Annotated in this window: 19 protein-coding genes and 1 pseudogene; 9 read left to right on the forward strand and 11 right to left on the reverse strand. The window is 65.6% G+C overall.

Features of this window, described 5'->3' with window-relative positions; all coding sequences use genetic code 11:
* Nucleotides 1-14: 14 nt before the first annotated feature.
* From AXK60_RS04995 to infC, 5 genes are read right to left on the reverse strand one after another with little or no spacing between them, the layout of a single operon-like run.
* On the reverse strand, nt 15-1364 hold the full coding sequence (locus AXK60_RS04995; RefSeq protein ID WP_068570009.1) for an acyltransferase family protein: 1350 nt from the start codon (nt 1362-1364) through the stop codon (nt 15-17).
* Nucleotides 1365-1420: 56 nt separating this feature from the next.
* Nucleotides 1421-2218: a TrmH family RNA methyltransferase gene (locus tag AXK60_RS05000; protein ID WP_068570010.1), complete on the reverse strand. Its 798-nt coding sequence runs from the start codon at nt 2216-2218 to the stop codon at nt 1421-1423.
* A 1-nt stretch (nt 2219) separates the two neighbouring features.
* Nucleotides 2220-2600, reverse strand: coding sequence for a 50S ribosomal protein L20 (rplT, locus tag AXK60_RS05005; RefSeq protein ID WP_068570011.1), 381 nt, complete (start codon nt 2598-2600; stop codon nt 2220-2222).
* 50 nt (nt 2601-2650) lie between these two features.
* Complete coding sequence (rpmI, locus tag AXK60_RS05010) at nt 2651-2845, reverse strand: 50S ribosomal protein L35 (RefSeq protein WP_068570012.1); 195 nt, start codon at nt 2843-2845, stop codon at nt 2651-2653.
* 52 nt (nt 2846-2897) lie between these two features.
* The gene (gene infC, locus AXK60_RS05015; protein ID WP_082777814.1) at nt 2898-3488 is read right to left on the reverse strand and encodes a translation initiation factor IF-3; all 591 of its coding nucleotides are present in this window, start codon (nt 3486-3488) and stop codon (nt 2898-2900) included.
* A gap of 325 nt (nt 3489-3813) precedes the next feature.
* Here infC and AXK60_RS05020 point away from each other — a divergent pair, with 325 nt between their 5' ends.
* The 3 genes from AXK60_RS05020 to AXK60_RS05025 all read left to right on the forward strand — a co-directional run bounded on the left by AXK60_RS05020 (nt 3814) and on the right by AXK60_RS05025 (nt 5177).
* Complete coding sequence (locus tag AXK60_RS05020; protein ID WP_068570014.1) at nt 3814-4212, forward strand: recombinase RecA; 399 nt, start codon at nt 3814-3816, stop codon at nt 4210-4212.
* 83 nt (nt 4213-4295) lie between these two features.
* Nucleotides 4296-4640 (forward strand): hypothetical protein, encoded by a 345-nt coding sequence (locus AXK60_RS26155; RefSeq protein ID WP_139057752.1) that lies wholly within the window; start codon nt 4296-4298, stop codon nt 4638-4640.
* A 123-nt stretch (nt 4641-4763) separates the two neighbouring features.
* A complete protein-coding gene (locus tag AXK60_RS05025) occupies nt 4764-5177 on the forward strand; it encodes a VOC family protein (protein WP_068570023.1) in 414 nt (137 codons plus the stop codon).
* Nucleotides 5178-5290: 113 nt separating this feature from the next.
* Here the strand turns inward: AXK60_RS05025 and AXK60_RS05030 are convergent, their stop codons facing one another.
* Nucleotides 5291-5470 (reverse strand): glutaredoxin domain-containing protein, encoded by a 180-nt coding sequence (locus tag AXK60_RS05030; protein ID WP_068570015.1) that lies wholly within the window; start codon nt 5468-5470, stop codon nt 5291-5293.
* A 94-nt stretch (nt 5471-5564) separates the two neighbouring features.
* Between AXK60_RS05030 and AXK60_RS05035 the strand changes: the two genes are divergently transcribed.
* The 3 genes from AXK60_RS05035 to AXK60_RS26160 all read left to right on the forward strand — a co-directional run bounded on the left by AXK60_RS05035 (nt 5565) and on the right by AXK60_RS26160 (nt 9974).
* Nucleotides 5565-6692 carry a tyrosine-type recombinase/integrase gene (locus tag AXK60_RS05035; protein ID WP_175399930.1) on the forward strand — a complete coding sequence of 376 codons (1128 nt, stop codon included), beginning with the start codon at nt 5565-5567 and terminating at the stop codon, nt 6690-6692.
* Between the two features lie 263 nt (nt 6693-6955).
* Complete coding sequence (locus tag AXK60_RS05040) at nt 6956-9394, forward strand: tyrosine-type recombinase/integrase (RefSeq protein ID WP_139057753.1); 2439 nt, start codon at nt 6956-6958, stop codon at nt 9392-9394.
* A gap of 1 nt (nt 9395) precedes the next feature.
* Nucleotides 9396-9974, forward strand: a complete 579-nt coding sequence (locus AXK60_RS26160) for a hypothetical protein (protein WP_139057754.1) — start codon at nt 9396-9398, stop codon at nt 9972-9974.
* A gap of 192 nt (nt 9975-10166) precedes the next feature.
* On the opposite strand, the gene AXK60_RS27910 is transcribed toward AXK60_RS26160, so the two are convergent.
* From AXK60_RS27910 to AXK60_RS26770, 3 genes are all read right to left on the reverse strand, one after another.
* Nucleotides 10167-10811 carry an LppU/SCO3897 family protein gene (locus AXK60_RS27910; RefSeq protein ID WP_425315209.1) on the reverse strand — a complete coding sequence of 215 codons (645 nt, stop codon included), beginning with the start codon at nt 10809-10811 and terminating at the stop codon, nt 10167-10169.
* 424 nt (nt 10812-11235) lie between these two features.
* The gene (locus AXK60_RS26165; RefSeq protein WP_139057755.1) at nt 11236-11772 is read right to left on the reverse strand and encodes an Rv0361 family membrane protein; all 537 of its coding nucleotides are present in this window, start codon (nt 11770-11772) and stop codon (nt 11236-11238) included.
* Between the two features lie 518 nt (nt 11773-12290).
* Nucleotides 12291-13013 (reverse strand): hypothetical protein, encoded by a 723-nt coding sequence (locus AXK60_RS26770; protein WP_175399931.1) that lies wholly within the window; start codon nt 13011-13013, stop codon nt 12291-12293.
* A 1105-nt stretch (nt 13014-14118) separates the two neighbouring features.
* On the opposite strand from AXK60_RS26770, the gene AXK60_RS05045 reads away from it, so the two are divergent.
* Nucleotides 14119-15249, forward strand: coding sequence for an MspA family porin (locus AXK60_RS05045; RefSeq protein ID WP_175399932.1), 1131 nt, complete (start codon nt 14119-14121; stop codon nt 15247-15249).
* 123 nt (nt 15250-15372) lie between these two features.
* Entirely contained in the window at nt 15373-18168 is a 2796-nt protein-coding gene (locus tag AXK60_RS05050; RefSeq protein ID WP_280512876.1) for a MucR family transcriptional regulator, read from the forward strand.
* Nucleotides 18169-18275: 107 nt separating this feature from the next.
* Here the strand turns inward: AXK60_RS05050 and AXK60_RS26175 are convergent, their stop codons facing one another.
* Both AXK60_RS26175 and istB read right to left on the reverse strand, forming a co-directional pair.
* Nucleotides 18276-18722, reverse strand: a complete 447-nt coding sequence (locus AXK60_RS26175) for a hypothetical protein (protein ID WP_139057756.1) — start codon at nt 18720-18722, stop codon at nt 18276-18278.
* 56 nt (nt 18723-18778) lie between these two features.
* A pseudogene (istB, locus tag AXK60_RS05055) lies at nt 18779-19474 on the reverse strand (IS21-like element helper ATPase IstB); the annotation flags it as partial.
* Nucleotides 19475-19613: 139 nt separating this feature from the next.
* On the opposite strand from istB, the gene AXK60_RS05060 reads away from it, so the two are divergent.
* Nucleotides 19614-19944, forward strand: a 331-nt coding sequence (locus tag AXK60_RS05060; RefSeq protein ID WP_139057757.1) for a helix-turn-helix domain-containing protein, incomplete at its 3' end; no start/stop codon positions are given.

Raw genomic sequence — 19944 nt, forward strand, 5'->3', positions numbered from 1 at the left:
GGGAGTGCACCCGTCTACCGTCGAACTGCCGTGGAATCGCGGTCGGTTTCCTGCGGAATCCGTGGCTCTCCGACCGCACTCGGGGTGGCGGCGCCCCGCGCACCGGCGAGGGCGCCGACGAACACGGCCGCGGCCCACCATCCCGGCGACGACCCGAGCCCCTCCTTCGCCATGAGCAACACCGCGACCCCGGCGACGCACACCAGCCCGCCGACCACCGCGCCGCGGGCGCCGCGAGCGGTCACCCCTGCGTCCCACCACGGCAGACGACGGTGCTCCAGCGGCGAGAGCAGCAGGAACAGCGCGAACATCACCACCGCGAAGACGGCGGCCCGCAGCGCCATCAGCCCCCAGAACCCCGACTGCTGCGGGTCGACGGCGTCGATGCCCAGGTAGTGCAGCCCGACGGCCGCGACCGCGATGGCGGGGATGTGCCAGAGGTAGAGCGTCATCGCTCCCCCGTTGCCGACCGCCACGGCGTACCAGACCCGAGGGCGGCGCGCCCACCGCCCGATCGCCGGCGCCGCGACGACGAAGAGCAGGCTCACCCACACGCAGTGCAGGCCGAGGAGCAGCGTCGGCGGGGTGGTGTTCGAGAAGGTCTCGGCGCCGGTGACCACGAGCGGCACGTCGTAGGGCCCCGCCACCACGGCGGCCACGGCACCCGCGAAGGCGAGCGCCGCCACCGCCAGCGCCACCCGGGCCGGGATCAGCCGCCGCGCGTACGCGACGCCGATCACCACGGGAATCAGCCACACGACCAGGAAGTTCGGGAAGCCCCACTCGATCGACCCGGAGGCGAGGCGCGCACCGTCGAACCCGGCGGACGCGACGAGCAGGCACACCGCGACCACGGCCAGAGCGACCCGACCGCAGCGCATCAGCAGTGGGACGAACGCCAGCACCAGCAGGTACACGCCGACGAACCACAGCAGCGCGACGCTCTCCTGCCCGAGCCGGCTCGCGCTGGACTCCCCCGCGACCGCGCGCACGGCGAGCAGCGTCAACGACCAGAAGGCCAGGTACCAGAACACCGGTCGCGCGAGCCGCTGTGCGCGCCCCAGCAGCCACCCGCCCCACGCGGTCCCCCGCTTCAGTCCGTAGGCGGACGAAGCCGCGCCTGCGAGGAAGAACAACGGCATGACCTGCAGGATCCAGGTGATCGGCCGCAGTGCGGGTTGCGCGCCGAGGGTGTTGCCGACCCACACGCCCGACGGGGTGATGGTCGCGAGCAGGAGCACGCAGTGACCGAACATCACGACGAGCAGGCTCACGATACGGGCGACGTCGAGGGCACGGTCGCGGGTGTCCGGCGTGCCGTCGACGACAGCGGTGCGGGGGGGCAGCAATCTCATGTCCACCATGCTTCCGGCCCGCGGGGCCTCGCGGATGAGTAGTCCTACCCGGAACCGGTAGGGCTCTATCCCCGATTCTGCACGCGGGAGCTCGTGTACAGGCAGATCGACGCGGCGGTGGCGAGGTTCAGAGACTCGGCGCGGCCCCGGATGGGGATGGCGACGCGGTGGTCGGCGAGTGCCTGCAGCTCACGCGGCAGGCCGTGCGCCTCGTTGCCGAACAGCCACGCCGTAGGCCCGGCGAGCAGATCGTCGGCGTCGTCGAGCGACACCTCGCCGTCGGCGGCGGTGGCGAGCACGGTCAGGCCTGCGGCCTTGAGCTGTGCGATCGCGACCTCGGGGTCGCGCTCCTGCGCCACGGGAAGGTGGAAGACGGAGCCGGCGGACGCCCGCACGACCTTCCCGTTCATCGGGTCGACGGTGTCGCCGGCGAGCAGGACCGCATCGGCGCCGACGGCGTCCGCGACCCGGATGACGGTGCCGGCGTTGCCCGGCTCGGAGACGTCGACGGGTACGGCGACCAGCCGCGCACCGTCGGGCATGCGGGCCTCGGGCAGGGCCCGGCAGACCGCCACGATCCCGGGCGGGGTGACGGTGTCCGACAGCCCACGCATGGCACGCTCGGTCACGTACGCCTCACGTCCCGTGAGCAGCCCGGCGTACCGCTCGACGCCCTCCTCCGTGACGTAGAGCTCGACGACGAGGCCCGCCTCGAGCGCGGAGGTGACGGCGTTGGAGCCCTCGGCGAGGAAGAGGCCGGACTTCCTGCGGCCCGCGGCGCGCAGGAGCTTGGATGCAGCAACGACCCGCGGGGTCCGCTCCGTGAAGAGCTGGTCCGCGGGTCGTTGCGAATGCTGCGTCAAGTTACGCGGCGGGCGCGTTCACGTCGGCCGGGAGCGCCTTGCGGGCGACCTCGACGATCGCGGCGAACGCGGCGGGATCGGACACGGCGATCTCGGCCAGGTTCTTGCGGTCCACCTCGACGCCGGCCAGGTTCAGGCCCTGGATCAGGCGGTTGTAGGTCATGTCGTTGGCCCGCGCGGCGGCGTTGATGCGGGTGATCCACAGCTTGCGGAAGTCGCCCTTGCGCGCACGGCGGTCGCGGTACGCGTAGGTCAGCGAGTGGAGCTGCTGCTCCTTGGCCTTGCGGTACAGCCGCGAGCGCTGGCCGCGGTAGCCCTTCGCCGCCTCGAGGATGGAACGACGCTTCTTCTGAGCGTTCACTGCGCGCTTGACGCGTGCCATAGGTCTTCGTCCTTACGTGTGAAAAGTTCTAGCGGGTGATGCGGAGCGGCTTACTTGCCGAGCAGCTTCTTGACGCGACGCACGTCGGCGGGGGCCACCTCGGCCACACCGTCGAGGCGACGGGTCACGCGCGAGCTCTTGTGCTCGAGCAGGTGGCGACGGCCGGCCTTCTGGCGCAGCACCTTCCCGCTACCCGAGATCTTGAAGCGCTTCGCGGTACCGCTGTGGGTCTTGTTCTTCGGCATGTCTCGTCTCGTTTCTTCTGTGGTTCTTCAGCTGGTTCGCGACGTGAGTCGCTTACCCGGCCGGAGCCTCGGGCGCAGCGGGCCGCGCCACCGGGGCTTCCTTGTCCTGTTGCGCCTTGGCGCGGGTCTTCGCACCCTTGTGCGGGGCGAGGACCATGGTCATGTTGCGACCGTCCTGCTTGGCGGACGTCTCGACGAAGCCGTACTCGGCCACGTCGGCGCCCAGGCGCTGCAGCAGACGGAAACCCAGCTCGGGACGCGACTGCTCGCGACCGCGGAACATGATCGTGACCTTGACCTTGGAGCCCTGCTCCAGGAACCGGACCACGTGACCCTTCTTGGTCTCGTAGTCGTGGTCGTCGATCTTCGGGCGGAGCTTCTGCTCCTTGATCACGGTCAACTGCTGGTTCTTGCGGGACTCGCGCAGCTTCTGTGCGGCCTCGTACTTGAACTTGCCGTAATCCATGATCTTGCACACGGGCGGACGGGCATTGGGTGCCACCTCGACCAAGTCGAGGTCCGCCTCGTACGCCAGCTTGAGCGCATCTTCAACCCGCACGATCCCGACCTGCTCTCCGCCGGGGCCGACGAGCCGGACCTCAGGGACGCGGATCTGACCGTTGGTGCGTGTCTCAGTGCTGATGGGGCCTCCTCATATAGGTACTCGCGACGCTTGCGAGCGGTCTTCACTCGTAGACCGCCGCGCAGCTTCAGGCCCTGATCTCACACAGCGAAAAGGCCCCGACCAGGTGATTCACACCTGGCGGGGCCCACACCGACCGATTCGGGCCACCGCGGCATGCACCGACGATCAACCCCTCCTCCAACGAGGAGACCGCACGTGATATTCCTGACGGACATCACCGCGGCGACCGGACCAGCCGACCGAAGGTCGACGTGGTGGGAGTGGACTCCACTTGCTGCCCCGGCTCAAGGCCGGAGCGGTCGCACATGACAGTGTAACAGTCGTGAGTGAGAATCCGAATTCGTCCCCCGAGCCCGACACACTGGAACGACTGGTCGCCGACTCGCCGTCGATCGAGGTCATCTCCAGCGCCTGGATGCTGTTGATGAGCGCCGCGGCGGAGAAACTGGGCCTCACCGGCACCGAGACCGCCGCCGAGGGCGACGGCCAGGAGGCCTTCGATCCGCGCAACAGCCCCCATTTCGACCTCGACGAGGCCCGCCGCCTGATCACCGCGCTCGCCGGCCTGACCACGGCTTCCGTCGAATACCTCGGGCCGCACGCCGGGCCCTACCGGGACGGCCTCAAGTCCTTGCAGCTCGCCTTCCGCGAGTACAGCTCCTACCCCGACGAGCCCGGCCAGGGGCCGGGCGAGAAGTACACGGGACCGGTGTACGGCTAAACCTCAGGGTTATCCCCCAAAAACACCCTGACCTGTGTAAATAGGTCTAGTGTTCCAGGTCACACCGAGCGTACGGTGCTCCTATGACACGGATGAGAACGCTCGCGGCCGGCGTACTGGTCGCTGCAGGAGTAATGGCCCCACTCGGGGGTGTCGTCGCCGCGACAGCGTCGGCCGCCCCTACCCCCGCGGTCTCGCACCCCGGGCAAGGGTGGTGCGAACAGGGACGGTGGGTCGGCGGCTACTGGACCCAGGGCCGCTGGCACCCGGGCTGGTGGCAGGCCGGCTACTGGCGGCCGGGCTGGGTCGACCGGTGGGGTTGGCACCCGGGCTACTGGGTGCAGCCGCGCTGGCACAACGGCTGGTTCGAGCAGGGGCGCTGGGTCCAGGGCCACTGGGAACCGGGCCGCTGCTACCCCCACCGCTGAGCCCACCCAGCCGATATGAACGGGCCTTCCGTCGCATCCCCCGCGACGGAGGGCCCGTTCGTCTGTTCGCAGGGCGGGCCGACCGCGCCGTGGACGCCACCGAACGCGCGTAGCGTGATGGCCATGGGCGACGAAACGCGACAGTCGGTGTTCCCCAACCTGCGGTACGCGGACCCCGGAGCAGCGATCACGTTCCTGACCCGCGCGTTCGGCTTCACGAAGCATTTCGTCGTCGAGACACCGGACGGCACGGTCGAGCACGCCCAGCTCCGCATCGGCCCGAACCTGCTGTTCCTGAGCCGGGCCCGCGGCGACGACAGGTACGGGATGGGCGCCCCCGGCGCGCTGGGTGGTTCGACGGTGGCGCTCTGCGTCCGGGTCGCCGACCGGGCGCTCGACGAACACCAGGCGGACGCCGCGGCGGCGGGCGCCCGGATCCTCAATCCGGTGCACGACTCCCTGGCCGGGGTCCGCGAGTACTCGTGCGCGGATCCCGAGGGGCACGTCTGGACGTTCAGCGACTACGGCGGCGAGTAGGCGCAGGACCCGGAAACGACGAACGGGCCTTCCGTCGCATCCCCGCGACGGAAGGCCCGTTCGTCTGCTCGCGCGTGCACGCAGTGGTGCACGCCGCGGCCGACCCACTGGTGTCAGGCGGCCAGCAGGGCCTTGATCCGGTCCGGGCGGAAACCCGACCAGTGGTCGGCACCGTCGATCACGACGACGGGCGCCTGCAGGTAACCGAGCGCGAGGACGTACTCCCGCGCCTCCTCGTCGACACTGATGTCGACGGCGGTGTACTCGACACCGGCCTTGTTAATCACCTCCACCTAACAAGCGGCTGGTATGTATGTTTGGTGCCTCACGTTCAGCTCGGTTGAAAGTAATCAGCAGGTCGTTCGACTGTCTGTTATGTTCGCGAGCGTGACTGATGCGTTCGTATCAATGCGGGCCGTCGACTCCGCAGGCGGTGATCGGTTTGTGGTGGTTGACGCGGAGTCGTTCGCGTTGCATGCCGACTCCACGGAGTTCTTGGAGTCGATGAGAATTCGGGGGTGCTCGTCGAATACGACCCGGGCCTATGCGGGACGTGTCGCGTTGTTTGTGTCGTGGTGCCGTGCGCAGGGGATGCCATGGCGCGAGGTTGACTACGCAGGGCTGTCGCGGTTCATGACCTGGGTGTCGCGGACGCCCTACAGCCCTACAGGGCAGTTGCGGTCGTCCGCCACAGTCAATCAGGTGATGACGTCGGTGGTGGAATTCGTCCGGTTCGGCGGCGTGCAGGGGTGGGTGCCGCCGCAGGTGGTGGAGCGATTGTCGTCGCGGCGTCATATCGGGTTAGTTCCAGGGTATGACGTTGGAGAGGATGGACAGTTCTCGGTCGTCCGTGGCCGGTCACTGCGAAAGGCGGCTGCGGCGCCAGAGTTGCGGTGGCTGTCGTTAGAGCAGCTGATGGCGGTCACGGGGGCGGCGGTGAACGCGCGGGACCGGTTGTTGGTTCTGCTGTTGGCGGTGACGGGGATCAGGATCGGGGAGGCACTGGGGTTGCGTCGTGAGGATGTGCACTTCTTGCCGTCGTCGGCTTCGTTGGGATGCGCGGTCGAGGGCGCGCATGTGCATATTCGGCGGCGCATGAACGCTAATCGTGCGTTGGCGAAGTCGCGGTATCCGCGGTGGGTTCCGGTGCCCGACGATGTGATCGACGTGTACGCGGAGTACCAGGCTGAGCGCGGTTGCAGGATCGACGTGGACGCGGATACTGATTTCGTGTTCGTCAACTTGTACCGGGAACCGGTTGCTGCTGGTATGCGGTATTCGAACGTGTACCGGCTGTTTTCGGAGATCTCCGAGAGGGTCGGGTTCCCGGTGCGGCCGCACATGCTGCGCCATTCGGCGGCGACGCACTGGATCGACCAGGGGGCGCAGCGTGATGCGGTGCAGCACCTGCTCGGGCATGTGTCGGCGGTCTCGACCGAGCGGTACGTTCACCCGACCGCTGCGGCGATGCGGGCAGCCGTCGAGCACACGGCCGCGACCTGGCGGCAGCCGTGATCGGGGGCTCAGCGCATTCGGTCGCGGGCACCGACGGGGGCGCGCCGGGGATCGGGTTTGGCGATTCGGTGGTGCGGACCGCTGCTGGGCCTGATGTTGTCAGTTCGGAATTCGATCGCGCGCGGTGGTTGGCTTGGTTGCAGGCCAATACGGACACTGAATGGCGCCCCGGAGAGTGGGACCATTCGGTGTGGCTGTTTCGGGGCGATCCCGACAACCCGCTCACTGCGGCCGCTCGTTGCCTCGGCTGCGACAATCCGACGGTGTCAACCGTGCTGTGCACCGCGTGCACCAAAGCCCATCGCGCGGCCGGCGGCACGCGGGAGCAGTTCCTCGCCTCGTATGTCGTCCCTCACCGTAAGCGGCGAGGTGGACGCCGCAATCCTGGCTTGTGCGTTGTCCGCGATCCCGGACCAGAGGGGCAGCGCTGCGGGCGCATGCCACTGTCGCACGGCTTGTGCGAAGAGCATCAAATCGAGTGGTACAACTACTCGCGCTATCGCGCTATCACGGCTGGGCACCGGCAGGCCTGGGCGACCTCGATCGCCTCGCCTCTGGCAGCGGTCGAACGTTGCCTGGTTCTCGGATGCGACATGGACTCATCGTTCACGACCAAGATCTGCACCCTGCATCGTCGCCGTTACGGCGCCAGCGGCAAGCGCGTACCTGTCGAGCAGTGGGCGGCGACACAGACCCCAGCAACTGAGGCCAACCTGGCGTCGCTCGTACCCCTGCCCGAGCAGTTGCGATGGGAGATCCTCTACGCGTTGACGATACGAGACAAACGTGCCCAGGCCGGAGGACACGGAGGCAGGATCGAGCCTGCCGTAATCCGCGCCATCGTCAAGAAGCTCGCACCCGCAGCATCCGAGGATCCCGGGGAAGAAGCAGTCGTTCCAGTCACGTTGGTCGCCCCAGCGGGCTCTGAGCGCCACCAGCGGCTCACTGCGATGTTCACCCGCAACGCGAACGGAGCCGCGCACATCGCCGAGTTCATGAGATCGGTCACTGCCGCGCACGATCGCTGCTTCGGCATCGCCCCCACCTCGACGAGCCTGTGGCATCTGAGCGACCTCGACGGCCCCGACACCAGTGTGGCGCCAGCTCGGGATCGACGCGGCAAAAAGCGGGGACGAGTGAAAGTCGACTTCGCCGACATCACCGTGGTGTGGCTACGCGACCTGATGCAGCTGTGGATCGCCGGCGAACGCGAACACATCCCACCCGCAACAATCCCTGAAACTCTCCGCGCGGTCATCGCCGCCTCGAAGGCCCTCGAGCACCGCCCCGGCGGCGGCCAGGACCCCACCGCCGTCGCCCTCGCGGACCTGGACGCGATCGTCGAGACGATCCGCAACCTCACAGCCTTGGACGATCCCGAGCGGCTGCTGACCTCGAAAACCCGCGCCGGTCACCTGCGGCGGTTCTTCGATCTCCTCGAATACGGCCACACCCACGGCCACCTCACTGCGCTCGCCCCCACCTTCTTCCGGCGCCGGCACCACCACATTCAGATCCTCACCCACGAACGGGAAGAACGCGCCCGCCACAGCGTCCCCGACCACGCCATCACCGTGCTCGACCAGCACCTCGACCTGATCGCCGCCACCAACCCGTACCCCGGGCTCACCGACGAACAGCGCCAGCAGATGGGCCGCTGCCTCTATATCCTGCTCCGCGATACCGGTCGCCGCCCGAACGAGATCTGCTCCCTCGACCGTGACTGCCTCATCGACGGTAGCGAACCGGAACTGCGGTGGAACAACACCAAATCGAATCGCCCATCCCGACGCCTGCCCATCACCACCGGTACGGCCGCCGAGATCCGTACCTGGCAGGGCATCCGCACAGCCTTGCTCACCCACCCCGATAGCAACGACTACCTTTTCCCCACACACCACACCGGGCAACGTAACCGCCCACTACCCGGCCTACCACATCTGAACACCTCCACCCTGCGAACGTGGATCGTCGATTGGGCCGCCGACGTTAACAACCGCGCCACCGACCACCTCGGACGGCCACGCCCGCTCGACGGCATCCGCATCTTCCCCTACGCCTTCCGTCACAGCTACGCCCAACGCCACGTCGACGCAGGTGTCGACGTTGACGTACTCCGCGAACTGATGGACCACAAGAGCATCAGCACCACCATCGGCTACTACGACATCTCCACAACCCGCAAACGCGCGGCTGTGAGCACCGTCGCCAAACACGTCATCGACCGCACCGGCAAACACGTCCCCACCACCGCCACCACCTACGGACTGCGCACCGTCGCTGTCCCCTACGGCAGCTGCACAGAACCGACCAACGTCAAATCAGGCGGCACCGAGTGCCCCATCCGCTTCCACTGCGCGGGCTGTGCATTCTACCGTTCGGACCCCAGCTACATCCCAGCCCTCGAACAGCACATCCTCGCCCTGAAAACCAACCGCGAAACCGCGCTCGCCAGCGACGCCGCCGACTACGTGATCACCAGCCTCACGTCCGACATCGACGCCTTCACCGGCATCCTGCACACCATGCGCGCCCGCATCGACCAACTCAGCGAAAGCGATCGCGACGACCTGACCACCGCCTGCACCACCCTGCACCTGGCACGTGCAGGTGCTCAACCCGTACCGCTGCCCACGCCCCGCACCCGCCACGCTGCGGCACCCGACGGCACCCAGAACCGCAACACCGAAGAAGACCTCTGACATGCACCACCCAGACGCCACGCCGCGCACAGCCGCAGAAGTTCTTGCCGACGCCCGCACCACCCGCTCAGCTGACAAACGGACACGCATCTACGCCACCGTAGACAAACTGAAACAGACTCCCCACCCCCCGATAACGTTCTCCGCCGTAGCGCGAGCCGCCCACGTCTCACGCTGGCTCGTCTACACCGAGGATGTCCGCCAATACATTGAACAAGCACAACAACACCAACAACACCTCGCCGAAACTCAGAATCGAAACGAGACCGCGCGCGGCAAGCAAACGTCATCCGCAAGCCTGAGAACCGATCTCGCACTCTCGCGAGATCAAATCCGCAAGCAGCGAGCACAAATCGCACGCCTCACAACCGCACTCAGAAAACAAGTCGGCGCGCAACTCGATCACGAATCAAATCAGCAACTCCGGCAACGTGTCGATGAACTCGTCGCGGCGAACAACGCACTGATCGAACAAAACACTCAGCTAAAACACAAACTAGAAGCTACAACCACCGACCTCCAAGCTGCACGCGTCAGCCTCAAGCAAATGATTCGCGAAGCCAGCACTCGCGCCGACTAACCGAATCACTCGCCAGCGAGCCCCCGATGGATTCATACGCCGCGAACTTCAAAACTGCATTCAAACTACACTCAAGCCCCAGAATTTACTCAACCTCGCCGCCCCAGGCCCAGACAAGAACACACCGCGACCGGCCACCGAAATTCGGCGAGACTACTTGCCAAAGATTATGGCCACTTCACACACCATCAGCTACTGTTTCCCAATGATGCACACTGTGTAGTTGCGCACGTTATGAATAATCGCGCGCTCCGACGGGCGACACAATGTGCCATCGGATCGATTTGGCACGACTCTACTCAACGTCCAGCGCGACTTCGTTGCCTCGTTGTCACACACGGTAGCTTTGTCGCCTTCGATCTTTATGCACGCGTCGGGACGCCAGTTGTAGTCGAGGCATGCCGTCCATCCGGAAACTTCGTCCTTGAGGCCTCGAAATAGCCGTTGGTCAACATCTTCAACGCAACTGCCGCCACCCCTCGGAGCAATCTGCACAACTCTGTATAGAGCTTGCGAGGACTCGCACGGAACCTCGTCGAATTGGGCTGAGGGAGACTCACCTCGAACTATCACGCACGCTCCCACAGTTGGCGCGTTGTGGTCAATTCTCTCGACCTCTGATTCATTCTGCGGAGAACGCACCAATTGTCCTGGGATGTTTGCGAACGGCCCATAGATATCCTCCGGTGAAACCGAGGATCCACCATTAGCGGGTTGCTCAGCGGACCGCTCTCCAACGGACGAACACCCGGCCACGACGACAGCTGCGCCGCACAACGCGATTAAGGCCACGCAGCTCGTGTGAGCAGTATGCTTAAGTTTCATGTCGCTGACCATTCCTTCTCGACTACAGCGCCTCAATTACTCGGAGAGTCATGTATCTCGGATGAACCCCGATCGTCATCGTCGCCGGCACTGGAGCGCTGACCACGACGCCTTTCGCGGACTCTGGTGAAGAAATCAAAAATCGGATCCAATACACGAAATAGAGCCGCCAAGAATAGAATCCAAAGCAATATTCGAAGGAACATTCCTCCGAGCCTGCCGAACAAGTAGGTTACCGCCTGCCACAGATACTCAGAAGCAGCCACGATAACGCCTAGAATCGCGGAAATCGCGTTACCTGACCGGCCATCCTGTGCAGATCCGGCGTTCTCTGGGAGAAATATCTGGACCGAAACTAGGAGGAGGATCAAGAAGCACACAACCCACACGACAATCGCCCGAAGGCGTGACCATCGACCCTTCTCCTGCTTCGCCATCAGTTCTCCGACGCTTGCATCGCGCTCATCAGGTAAGCGGTACACACCTTGAAGTTCTTCTCTTTTGCACCAAGAAGAAGAAAGAATGCAACGTGATCCCTAGCGACCGGATCTCCGCTATACTTCACCCGGGCATGCGCGTAGATCTGCACACTATCACCGGAAAGTGTGTAGTAATTGTAGTTATCGACTGTTTCGATCTTATATCTTTCGGCAGATGGTGCCGCCACGCCTTGGTAGTCCATCAAGCCTCCGATGTCTGTCGACGCCCGGACTAACAGCTCTCCACACGAATGGCTCTTAACGTACTCCACATCGCCGGAGTTGTACCGGGAAACCATTGAACCAATAGCTTCTCGCGCCGCTGTTTCTGTATCGGAAGTGTCGTCCGATTGTCGCCAAGGAGACGCGACCACCAACCCGACGACCAGGATGGCCACTACTAGGATAGCGGCGACCGCGATCCCAACGCGCGGTCCGCGCCGCTTGTTGGGAGTCGGCTCTCCGGGGGTTTCTACTTCATCGAGATCGCTCATTGATGTATGCCCTATCTACTGTCCGCTAGTGGTGCACTGATCGTAGAGCCATCTGCCGCCCTCACGAATCCAACGGCGCGGAGACTTGTCGTCATTCATCGCCCCTGGCATGTCATGAAAAACCACCTGAACCTTGGCAGAGTCCTGGCTCAAATCAGTGACGACTGTGGTAAACCTCGGGTCGGGCCGTCGTCTTAGGTCACGCCAATCGTACAGCGTCGCCATCGCAGTCTTGTACGCCTCAATCTGAATTGAGCTTCGGCAGCTTTTGGAGCGATAGGAATAGGCTTTGACGTAATCTCCGTCGGCAACCGCCTCATACATAGCGTTGACGGAATCTGTCAGCGCCCGATCGGGGCGTGGTACGGCGGATGTGCTGTTAGCGACACCAGACTCATCTGTTGCACACCCGCCCGCGCCGAACGTAAGCGCAAGCACTGCGGCTGTCACTACAGCTCGGTTCTTAGACGACGATCGCATATGTCTTCATTCTTCGCTCGTTGGGCTAGTAGCGGCTACTACGCCAGGCATGCGGGTGCACAGGCAGGCAGCGGCGGCGCGGACGGTGCAGGCGGGGGCTCCGGAGCAGGCCCGGGCGCCGGCGGAGCAGGGGCGACCGGCTCGGGTGCTGGCGCCGGTGCCGGCGCTGGCGCGGGTTGGGGTGCCTGCTGTCCACCTCCAGAGCTGCCGTCGGAGCCGCCTGCGCCGCTGCCGGCGCCGCTGCTGTCACCTCCGCTTCCACCGCCATCGCCGTCACCAGAGTCTCCGCCGTCTCCGTCGCCATCATCGTCCCCGAAAATCGCCTCACCGATCCCCTCGGGAATGTTCGTGCCGAGGATCTTATTGAGGAACTGGGCGCACTGCACCCAGACCTCATAGATTCCCAGCCCGCTGAGAACGATCTTCGCGGCCGCAGGGTGCTTCACAACAAACTCGCCGAGTACCTTCTTGATGCTATCAAGTTTATCTCCCGGCGCCTCATAAGCTTTCTTTAACGCATCGATGAGCCATTTGATCGCTTTTGCTGCTTTAGGGTTCTTGATGGCGAGCTCGGCGAGCATTCTGATGACTTTGGCAGGCTTCAGGAACGGCGACAGCATGGCAAGAATCGCGCCGAGGCATTGCACACCGTCGACCGTTCCGTCCCAGATACCTTTTCCCTTATCCCAAATATCCTTGCCCTTGTCCCGGTAGCAGGTGAAGTCCCATGCCGCGCAGTCGAAGAAGCCAGTCTGATACATCTGCCCACTCGAGGTGGGGCTCGTGGCTCCGTAGAGGCAAGCGCAACCATCTGCAGGGTAGTTGAACGGCGCCCTGGGTGCGTTTCTGCCGCCGATTGTGCCGCTAGCGCCCTGAGCTGTCGAGAGCACCGTAAGGCCATTCTCCCAATCAGTAATGCACTGCTCGTACACGGAACGCGCCCGTACTGAATTGTCCCCGCCCTCGCTGGAAGGCCGTGATTCTGCCTCGCTCGGCCGAGTCGGGGTGGCCTCGGTGGGCGGAGGATCTGTCACAGTAGGCGCATCAGGCTGCGGAGTCTGCTGTGGAACCGGGCTCTGAGTTGGTCCGAAGATGCCGTTGGGGTTCGTCGTGGCGGGCTGGTTGGGGGTTTGGACATTCATCCCGTTCCCGCCCTGGTTCGGTGTCGGATCAGATGGAGTCTCGGTGGGCTGCTGCCCAGGGATCGCTGTCGTAGTCGGAGCTTGCGGCGCAGTCGTTTGGCCGCCGGTGGGATCACTGGTGGGGCCAGTTGGCTGCGGGCCGGGCGGGCACGTAGGCGAAGAGCCGGGGATGCACGGCTCAGCCGATGCCGGCGCAATCGTCTCGATACCACCATAGGTGAGCCCGCTCGCAACAAGCGCAGTCGCGGTTGCAAGTGAGATCAGCGCCCTGGTGACTCTGGTCCGCCGTCTCACCGGCTGCGGTCCGGTCTGCGTCATCTCGTAGTTCCTCCCATTGAACCGCACTGCTCGTGCACCCACACCAAACTCGGAGACTGCGGCAAACCGCCCAACTTGCCCGGCCGGCGTTGCGGTCAACTCGGGGCAATGAGCAGGTATGCGCAGGTCAAATCGTTCGTTTTGCACCGTACCTCACCAAGACCGCATCGTCTACATCATCGCCAATCTCAAGTCCGCCAGACCAACCCGGCCGTCGGTTGAGACGCTAGTTGTCGGTCACGATTGCATCTCACATCTTGACTTTTGCTACAGAAGCCTGGTTCAGTTCGGGTGATTTGTTGCAGAAGTGACCAGTGTGACGACTGTGACAACAGTGGCTTCGGATGGAGGGAAGTGCGGAATGTCCGCGAAACGCAAGAGCAAGACAGTAGTGACCACCTCGGGGGTGACTAGGCCTGTGCGGCGGGGCAACCTCGAGCAGGCTCGGCTCGACCGCGGCGTCCGCCGGCGGGTCCGCAAAGCGGGCACCCTCGCGGCTTTGAGCGGGGTGGTGATCGCCGGTCTGTCGGGGGCGGCGTTCGCTGCTCCGCCGGCGGCAGATAAGGCGCCGACTCCGGGCGGCATCCGGGGCGGGATGTATGCCGACACCTCGCGGGCGTTGGAGATCCCGGAGGGGTACACGATCCGAGTGTGGAAGTACGGCGAGAACCTGAGATCTGTTCTGCCACTCGGCCGTGCGCTCAACTCATACGAAGCGTTCAGCCAGCTGGCCGGTAGCGCAACACTGTCCATCACTGACCCGAAGAAGCCGCCGAAGGTCCGTGTCAAGGGCGGCAACGTCACCATCGGTCTTCAGCTCGGCTGTGCCAGTGAGGCCAAGTCCTTGGCCCTGGCCGGCAACGCGAGCGACGCGATCAATACTAGCGTCACCCCGAGCCTCAACGGAACCGTGGGCGCATCGGCGAACGGCTCCGGCGGCTCGAATGGCGGCCAGGGCGGAGGCTCGGTCAACGGCTCCATCAGCCCCGGCATCTCCGGCACCCTCGGCAACACCGTCACCCTCGGCGGGTCGATCACCGGCACCCTCGGCCCCGGCACCACCCGGGACCTGCCGATCGCCAAGAAGGACCTCAACGGGCAGACCGCGTATCTGATCTCGCGGGAGACCCGCGTCTCCGTCGACGGCTGCCTCGGCGGCGCGCAGGTCCGCTCCTACGCCACCGCTACGGTCGTCACCGACGCCGGCACCTCGAACATCACCACCTATGGCCGAGTCTTGTTCATCGAGCGCGACAAGCCCGGTGATGCGAAGACGCCGCCGCCGGTCAAGGAAGCTCCGGTCCAGCCCGGACAGGCTGCTTCCAAGCCCGAGCAGAAGCCTGCCGCCGCGCCCGCCCCGGCGTCGAAGCCCGAGGCTAAACCAGCTCCTGCGCCGAAGTCGGTGCCCAAGCCGGACGCCAAGCCTGCGTCCGCGCCGAAGCCCGATGCCAAGCCGGCACCGGCAGCGAAGCCGAGCCCGGCGCCGAAGCCCGTCGCTACGCCCGCGCCGGGGGCGGAGGCCAAGCCCCGGGCGTAGGGCCAGTGCACGGCCATCATGAACTCGTCTCGTCCGCCTCTCGCCCGCTGGCAAGGGGCGGACGAGGCGCGTCTGCGGCGCGGGTGCTCCTTGTGTTGGCGGCGGTGTTCGGGTGGTGCTGGCATGGTGGACGGTGTGAAGGATCTACCGGTGTCTCCGCTGCGTCAGGGCGGCGATGATGACGGAGCACGGGTTGTTGGTCTGGTCTTCGACGGCGAGCGGCTGCAGTGCGCTGAGTGCGGTGGCTGGTATCGGCATTTGGCGACGCATGTATTCATGGCGCATGGTTTGCTCGCGCAGGACTACCGCACTGAGTACGGCCTGCCAGCGTCGGTGCCGCTGGTGGTCGGCGAGATCTCCGAGACGTTGCGCGCTGGTGCTGCCGAACGCGGCACCGATCACCTCGAGGTGTGGCGCCGCCCCGGTCCCGAGCGCGAGGAGCTGGTGGCCAAGCTGCGGGAGACCAAACGCGAGCAAGCCGACGAGTACTGGACGACGCGGCTCGCGGAGGCCGGGTGGCGGTCCTGGTTCGACGCCACCGCGTGGGCTCAATCGACGGGGGCCGGGTGGGCAGGTATCGGGGAGCGGCTGGGGATCAGCTGGCAGTCGGCCCGCACCGCGGGCCTGCGTGCCGGGGCGCAGCTCCGGCATCGGTCGTGGCGGTTCTTCGAACTAGCCGAAGCCTACGTGCACGAGCACGGCAACCTCGACTACGCCGGCGGGGAACTCGGCCAGTACCTCAGCAACGCCCGCGCGTATCTGCGCAACACCGGGCGGCACACGGCGATCGCGGACGCCCTCGATGAGTTGGATCCGAACTGGCGTCTCACCGCAGCCGAGCGGGTGGCCCGCTCGATCGCCGCGGGAGATCGGTTCGAGCACCCCACCGCGCGCCGGCACCGCCTGCTGTGGGAGCAGCGCCTCGCCGCGGCTGGGTGGGCGTCATGGTCCGACGCCGTGGAGTGGGCGGCACGCACCGGCGGCGGTCCTGCTGAGATCGCCGACCGCCTCGGCACCGACAACCTCCAAGTCAGCAAGGCCCTGCAACAGCACTGGCACCGTCTCGCCGACACCGGCGACGATCCGCACGCCGCCGCCACCGCCCTGATCCTCGCCCCTGCCGCCGGCTACGCCGGCGCCGTCACCAGCGACGACCACAGCAGCGACGGACCGGACCTTGTGCGGACTACCGCGGAAACGGAACGTATTCAGTGCATGGTCTGCGCGCTGTGGCTGGGCACCCTCGGCCAGCACCTACCTGTGCACCAACTCACCGGCACCGAATACAAACAGCAGTTCGAGTTGCCGCCGAAGGCGCGGATGTCCGGGTACCGGCCGCGGCGCCCCGCACCGCCAGCCGACAGCCCCCAGTACTGGGATCCGGTCCTCTCGACCCACGGCTTCGAGAATCTCGCCGCGGCGGTGGCGTGGGCGATCGAGCAGGGGAAGGTCGCGCCGGAACTGGCCCGGCACCTCGGTGTCCCGTACGCCCGGCTCAACCGCGCACTCAAGGCCGCCGGGCTGCGGTTCCCCACCGTCGGGGACCGCATGATCACCGAAGCCACACAGCACGTCGCGGCCGGCGGGAACCTCTCCGACGCCCCGACACCCGAGATGCGGGCATGGCTCGACACCGTCCGCGGCACACTCCGGGCCGGCCGCAACTCGGTCTTCGCTGCGCAACTCGATCAGATCGACCCACAGTGGCGGCTGAGCGCGCACCAACGCGCCGCCACCACCGGCAGGGCGTACGTGCACAAGCACACTCGCACCATGCGCGCCGAGCACACGGCAGGGCTCACGCGAGCCGGATGGAACAGCCTCGACGACGCCGTCGCCTGGGCCCACCAACACGACGCGCCGGTCAGCGCGATCGCCATCGCCATGGGCCTCCCCACCGACCGTGTCTCCGCCCACCTCAAAGCCCTGGGATACGAGCTGCCCAGGCCACCGAAGTCCGGCGCCAGCTTCCGCCGCCAACTAACCACCATCACCGACCACCTACACCACCACCAGAGCATCGACGGCCTCCCCGACGAACTGAAAACCTGGCTACGCCGACGCCACGACCTCGAAACCACCAGCACCGACGCCGCGGCCGACAGGAGTGCGGTGATCCCGGACCGATGGATCAACCACCTACTCGACCACCTGCACCCCGCCTGGCGCCCCACCACCGAATCCAAACCGGCCGCATCCCCACCACCGCAGGCAGCAGTCACCTCGCCGCCGCGGATCCTCGATCCGAACTGGAGCGCACTACTTGCCGAGGCCGGCTGGAAGAACTGGAACGACGCCGTCGACTGGGCAGCAGCCCAACAATCCGGGCTCGCCGCGATCGCCCAACGCCTCGGCGCACAGAAGATCGACATCCTCGAACAACTGCAAACATGGTGGGCGCACCACCCCGACACGGTCCGTACCGTCCCGAGCGAGAACCAGCGCACACTCCCCGGCCGTGGGGTCCACGCACCCTGCCCCGCCTGCCGCCTATGGTTCATCGATGTAGCCGGCCACTACACCGCAGCCCACACACTCCCACCGCCCGCACCAACTACGCCGCCCACCCAAACGGCCCCAACGAAACCGCGGAGTCGGAAAGCGAAAGCGAAGAAGAAGACACGTGCATCACCCGCCCGCGCGCAACAGCATCGACGAACGAAAGCGCCGACGCCGACTGCCATGCCAGAAGCATCCACGGCAGCCCTGGCCGCGGCTGCCCGAATCGCGACCGACCCCTGGGCAGCACGGCTCACCGAATCCGGCTTCGCCGACTACCTCGACGCCGCAACCTGGGCCACCACTACCCACCCCAACGACCCCCTCACCGCCCTCGCCAACAAGATCCAAACCCCGAGAGCCGTTCTCGCAGCGGCATTGAAAGCCCACGGGATCTACACCCTGTTCACCCAAACCTGAACTGGTCTCGCCCGGCCTGCTCTTGACTAGTGCACAGAACGTAGGGTGACCCAGCGTCCGAGTCCGGTCAATCACCGCCGACAATGGCCGTCCCGCAGCACAGCTGATCAGGGCTCCTCGAAGGGCACGCGGCCTCGGAGATCCACAGGGAAGCCCTTTGGTACAGGAGGGGCGGAAAGCCTGTCTGCTAGTCCAATCATGTGCCGCATCGTCGGGATCGAATCTGCACCGGACGGTGATTGCGCTCCAACCACATCCAAGTAGAGAACAGGATTTCGGTCAAGAAGGAACTCTGCAGCAATCAATCTGCAGAGGTGGTCGACGAAGGTAAACACGGTCGCGAACGACTGATCCAACAGCGCGTCGAGCCGGGCTCGTGGACCTGAAATACCCCATGCGCGCCTGGTCGCATCGTCGAGGTCAGCAGCAGCACCCGCGATCTCGTTGGGGAGGAGGATGTCCAGGTCACCCGCGCGAGGGAAGAGAGTGCCATTGGGGTCAAAATCGGTCGCACCGATCGCGTCGAGTACCTCGGAATGGATGGTGTTTGTCAACGTCGGGCTGGGATGGACCCCGTAGCGACGACTTAGTTTGGACCCCCTAGGCCTGGTTAGTCGCGGTCCTTGCCGAGGAGTTCTCGGCGGGATCTGGTGCGGTAGCTATCGCCCGAGAGGGTGAGCACTTCGGCGTGGTGGACCAGTCGGTCGATCATCGCGGCTGCGATGATGTCGTCGGAGAACGTCTCGCCCCAGCGGCTGAACGGCAGGTTGCTGGTGACCATGATCGAGCCCTGCTCGTAACGGGTGCTCACGAGCTGGAAGAACAGGTTCGCCGCGTCGGGGTCGAACGGGATGTAGCCGATCTCGTCCACGATGATCAGCTTGTAGCGTTTGATCTTCTTCAGCTCGGCCTCGAGTCGGCCGGCCTGGTGCGCGGCGGTCAGGCGGGCGATCCAGTTCGTCGCGGTGTCGAAGAGCACGGAGTAGCCGTTCTGCGCGGCCTTCACTCCGAGCCCGATCGCCAGATGGGTCTTCCCGATTCCAGGCGGCCCGAGCAGGATCACGTTCTCCGACTTCGCCACGAAGGTGCCGGTAGCCAAGTGCGCCAACACATCGCGGCGCAAGGTCGGTAGGTGGTCGAGGTTGAAGTCCTCCAAGGTCTTCACCGCTGGGAAGTGGGCGGTGCGGATCCGCATGATCGTGCCCGCCGCCTCGCGGTCGGCGACCTGCCGCTGCAGGACAGCAGCGAGGTATTCCTCGTGCGCCCAGTTCTCCGTCCGGGCCTGGTCGGCGAGGTCCTCCCTGACTGCGCTCGTTGATTCTCCCCAGTTCTGCTAACTGAATCTCCCCACTTGTGTGCACCCGCCAAGTAATGGGCGGGGCCTCCCCGTGATGCTGGTGGTCTCTGACCACGCACCAGCCCTTCGAGGGAGGCCCCGCTCGTTCATGCTCACACAAGGAGAGACCGTGGAAGCACATGCTCTGCGCAAGCAGGGGTGGACGATCTCAGCGATCGCCCGTCATCTGGGACGGGACCGTAAGACCGTCCGCAACTATCTCAACGGGGTCACCGAGCCGGGTGTCCGCCACCGGGACGAGGACCCGTTCGAGCCGTTCGCCGAGTACGTCACCAGCCGCTTGCTCGAGGACCCGCATCTGTGGGCGCAGACCCTGTTCGACGAACTCGTCGAGATGCGGTTCAAGCAGTCGTATTCGTCGCTGACCCGGCAGATCCGGGACCGTGGCCTGCGCCCGGTGTGCCCGCAGTGCACGACCG

Origin of the sequence: Tsukamurella pseudospumae (assembly GCF_001575195.1) — a bacterium.
Classification (GTDB): Bacteria; Actinomycetota; Actinomycetes; order Mycobacteriales; family Mycobacteriaceae; genus Tsukamurella; species Tsukamurella pseudospumae.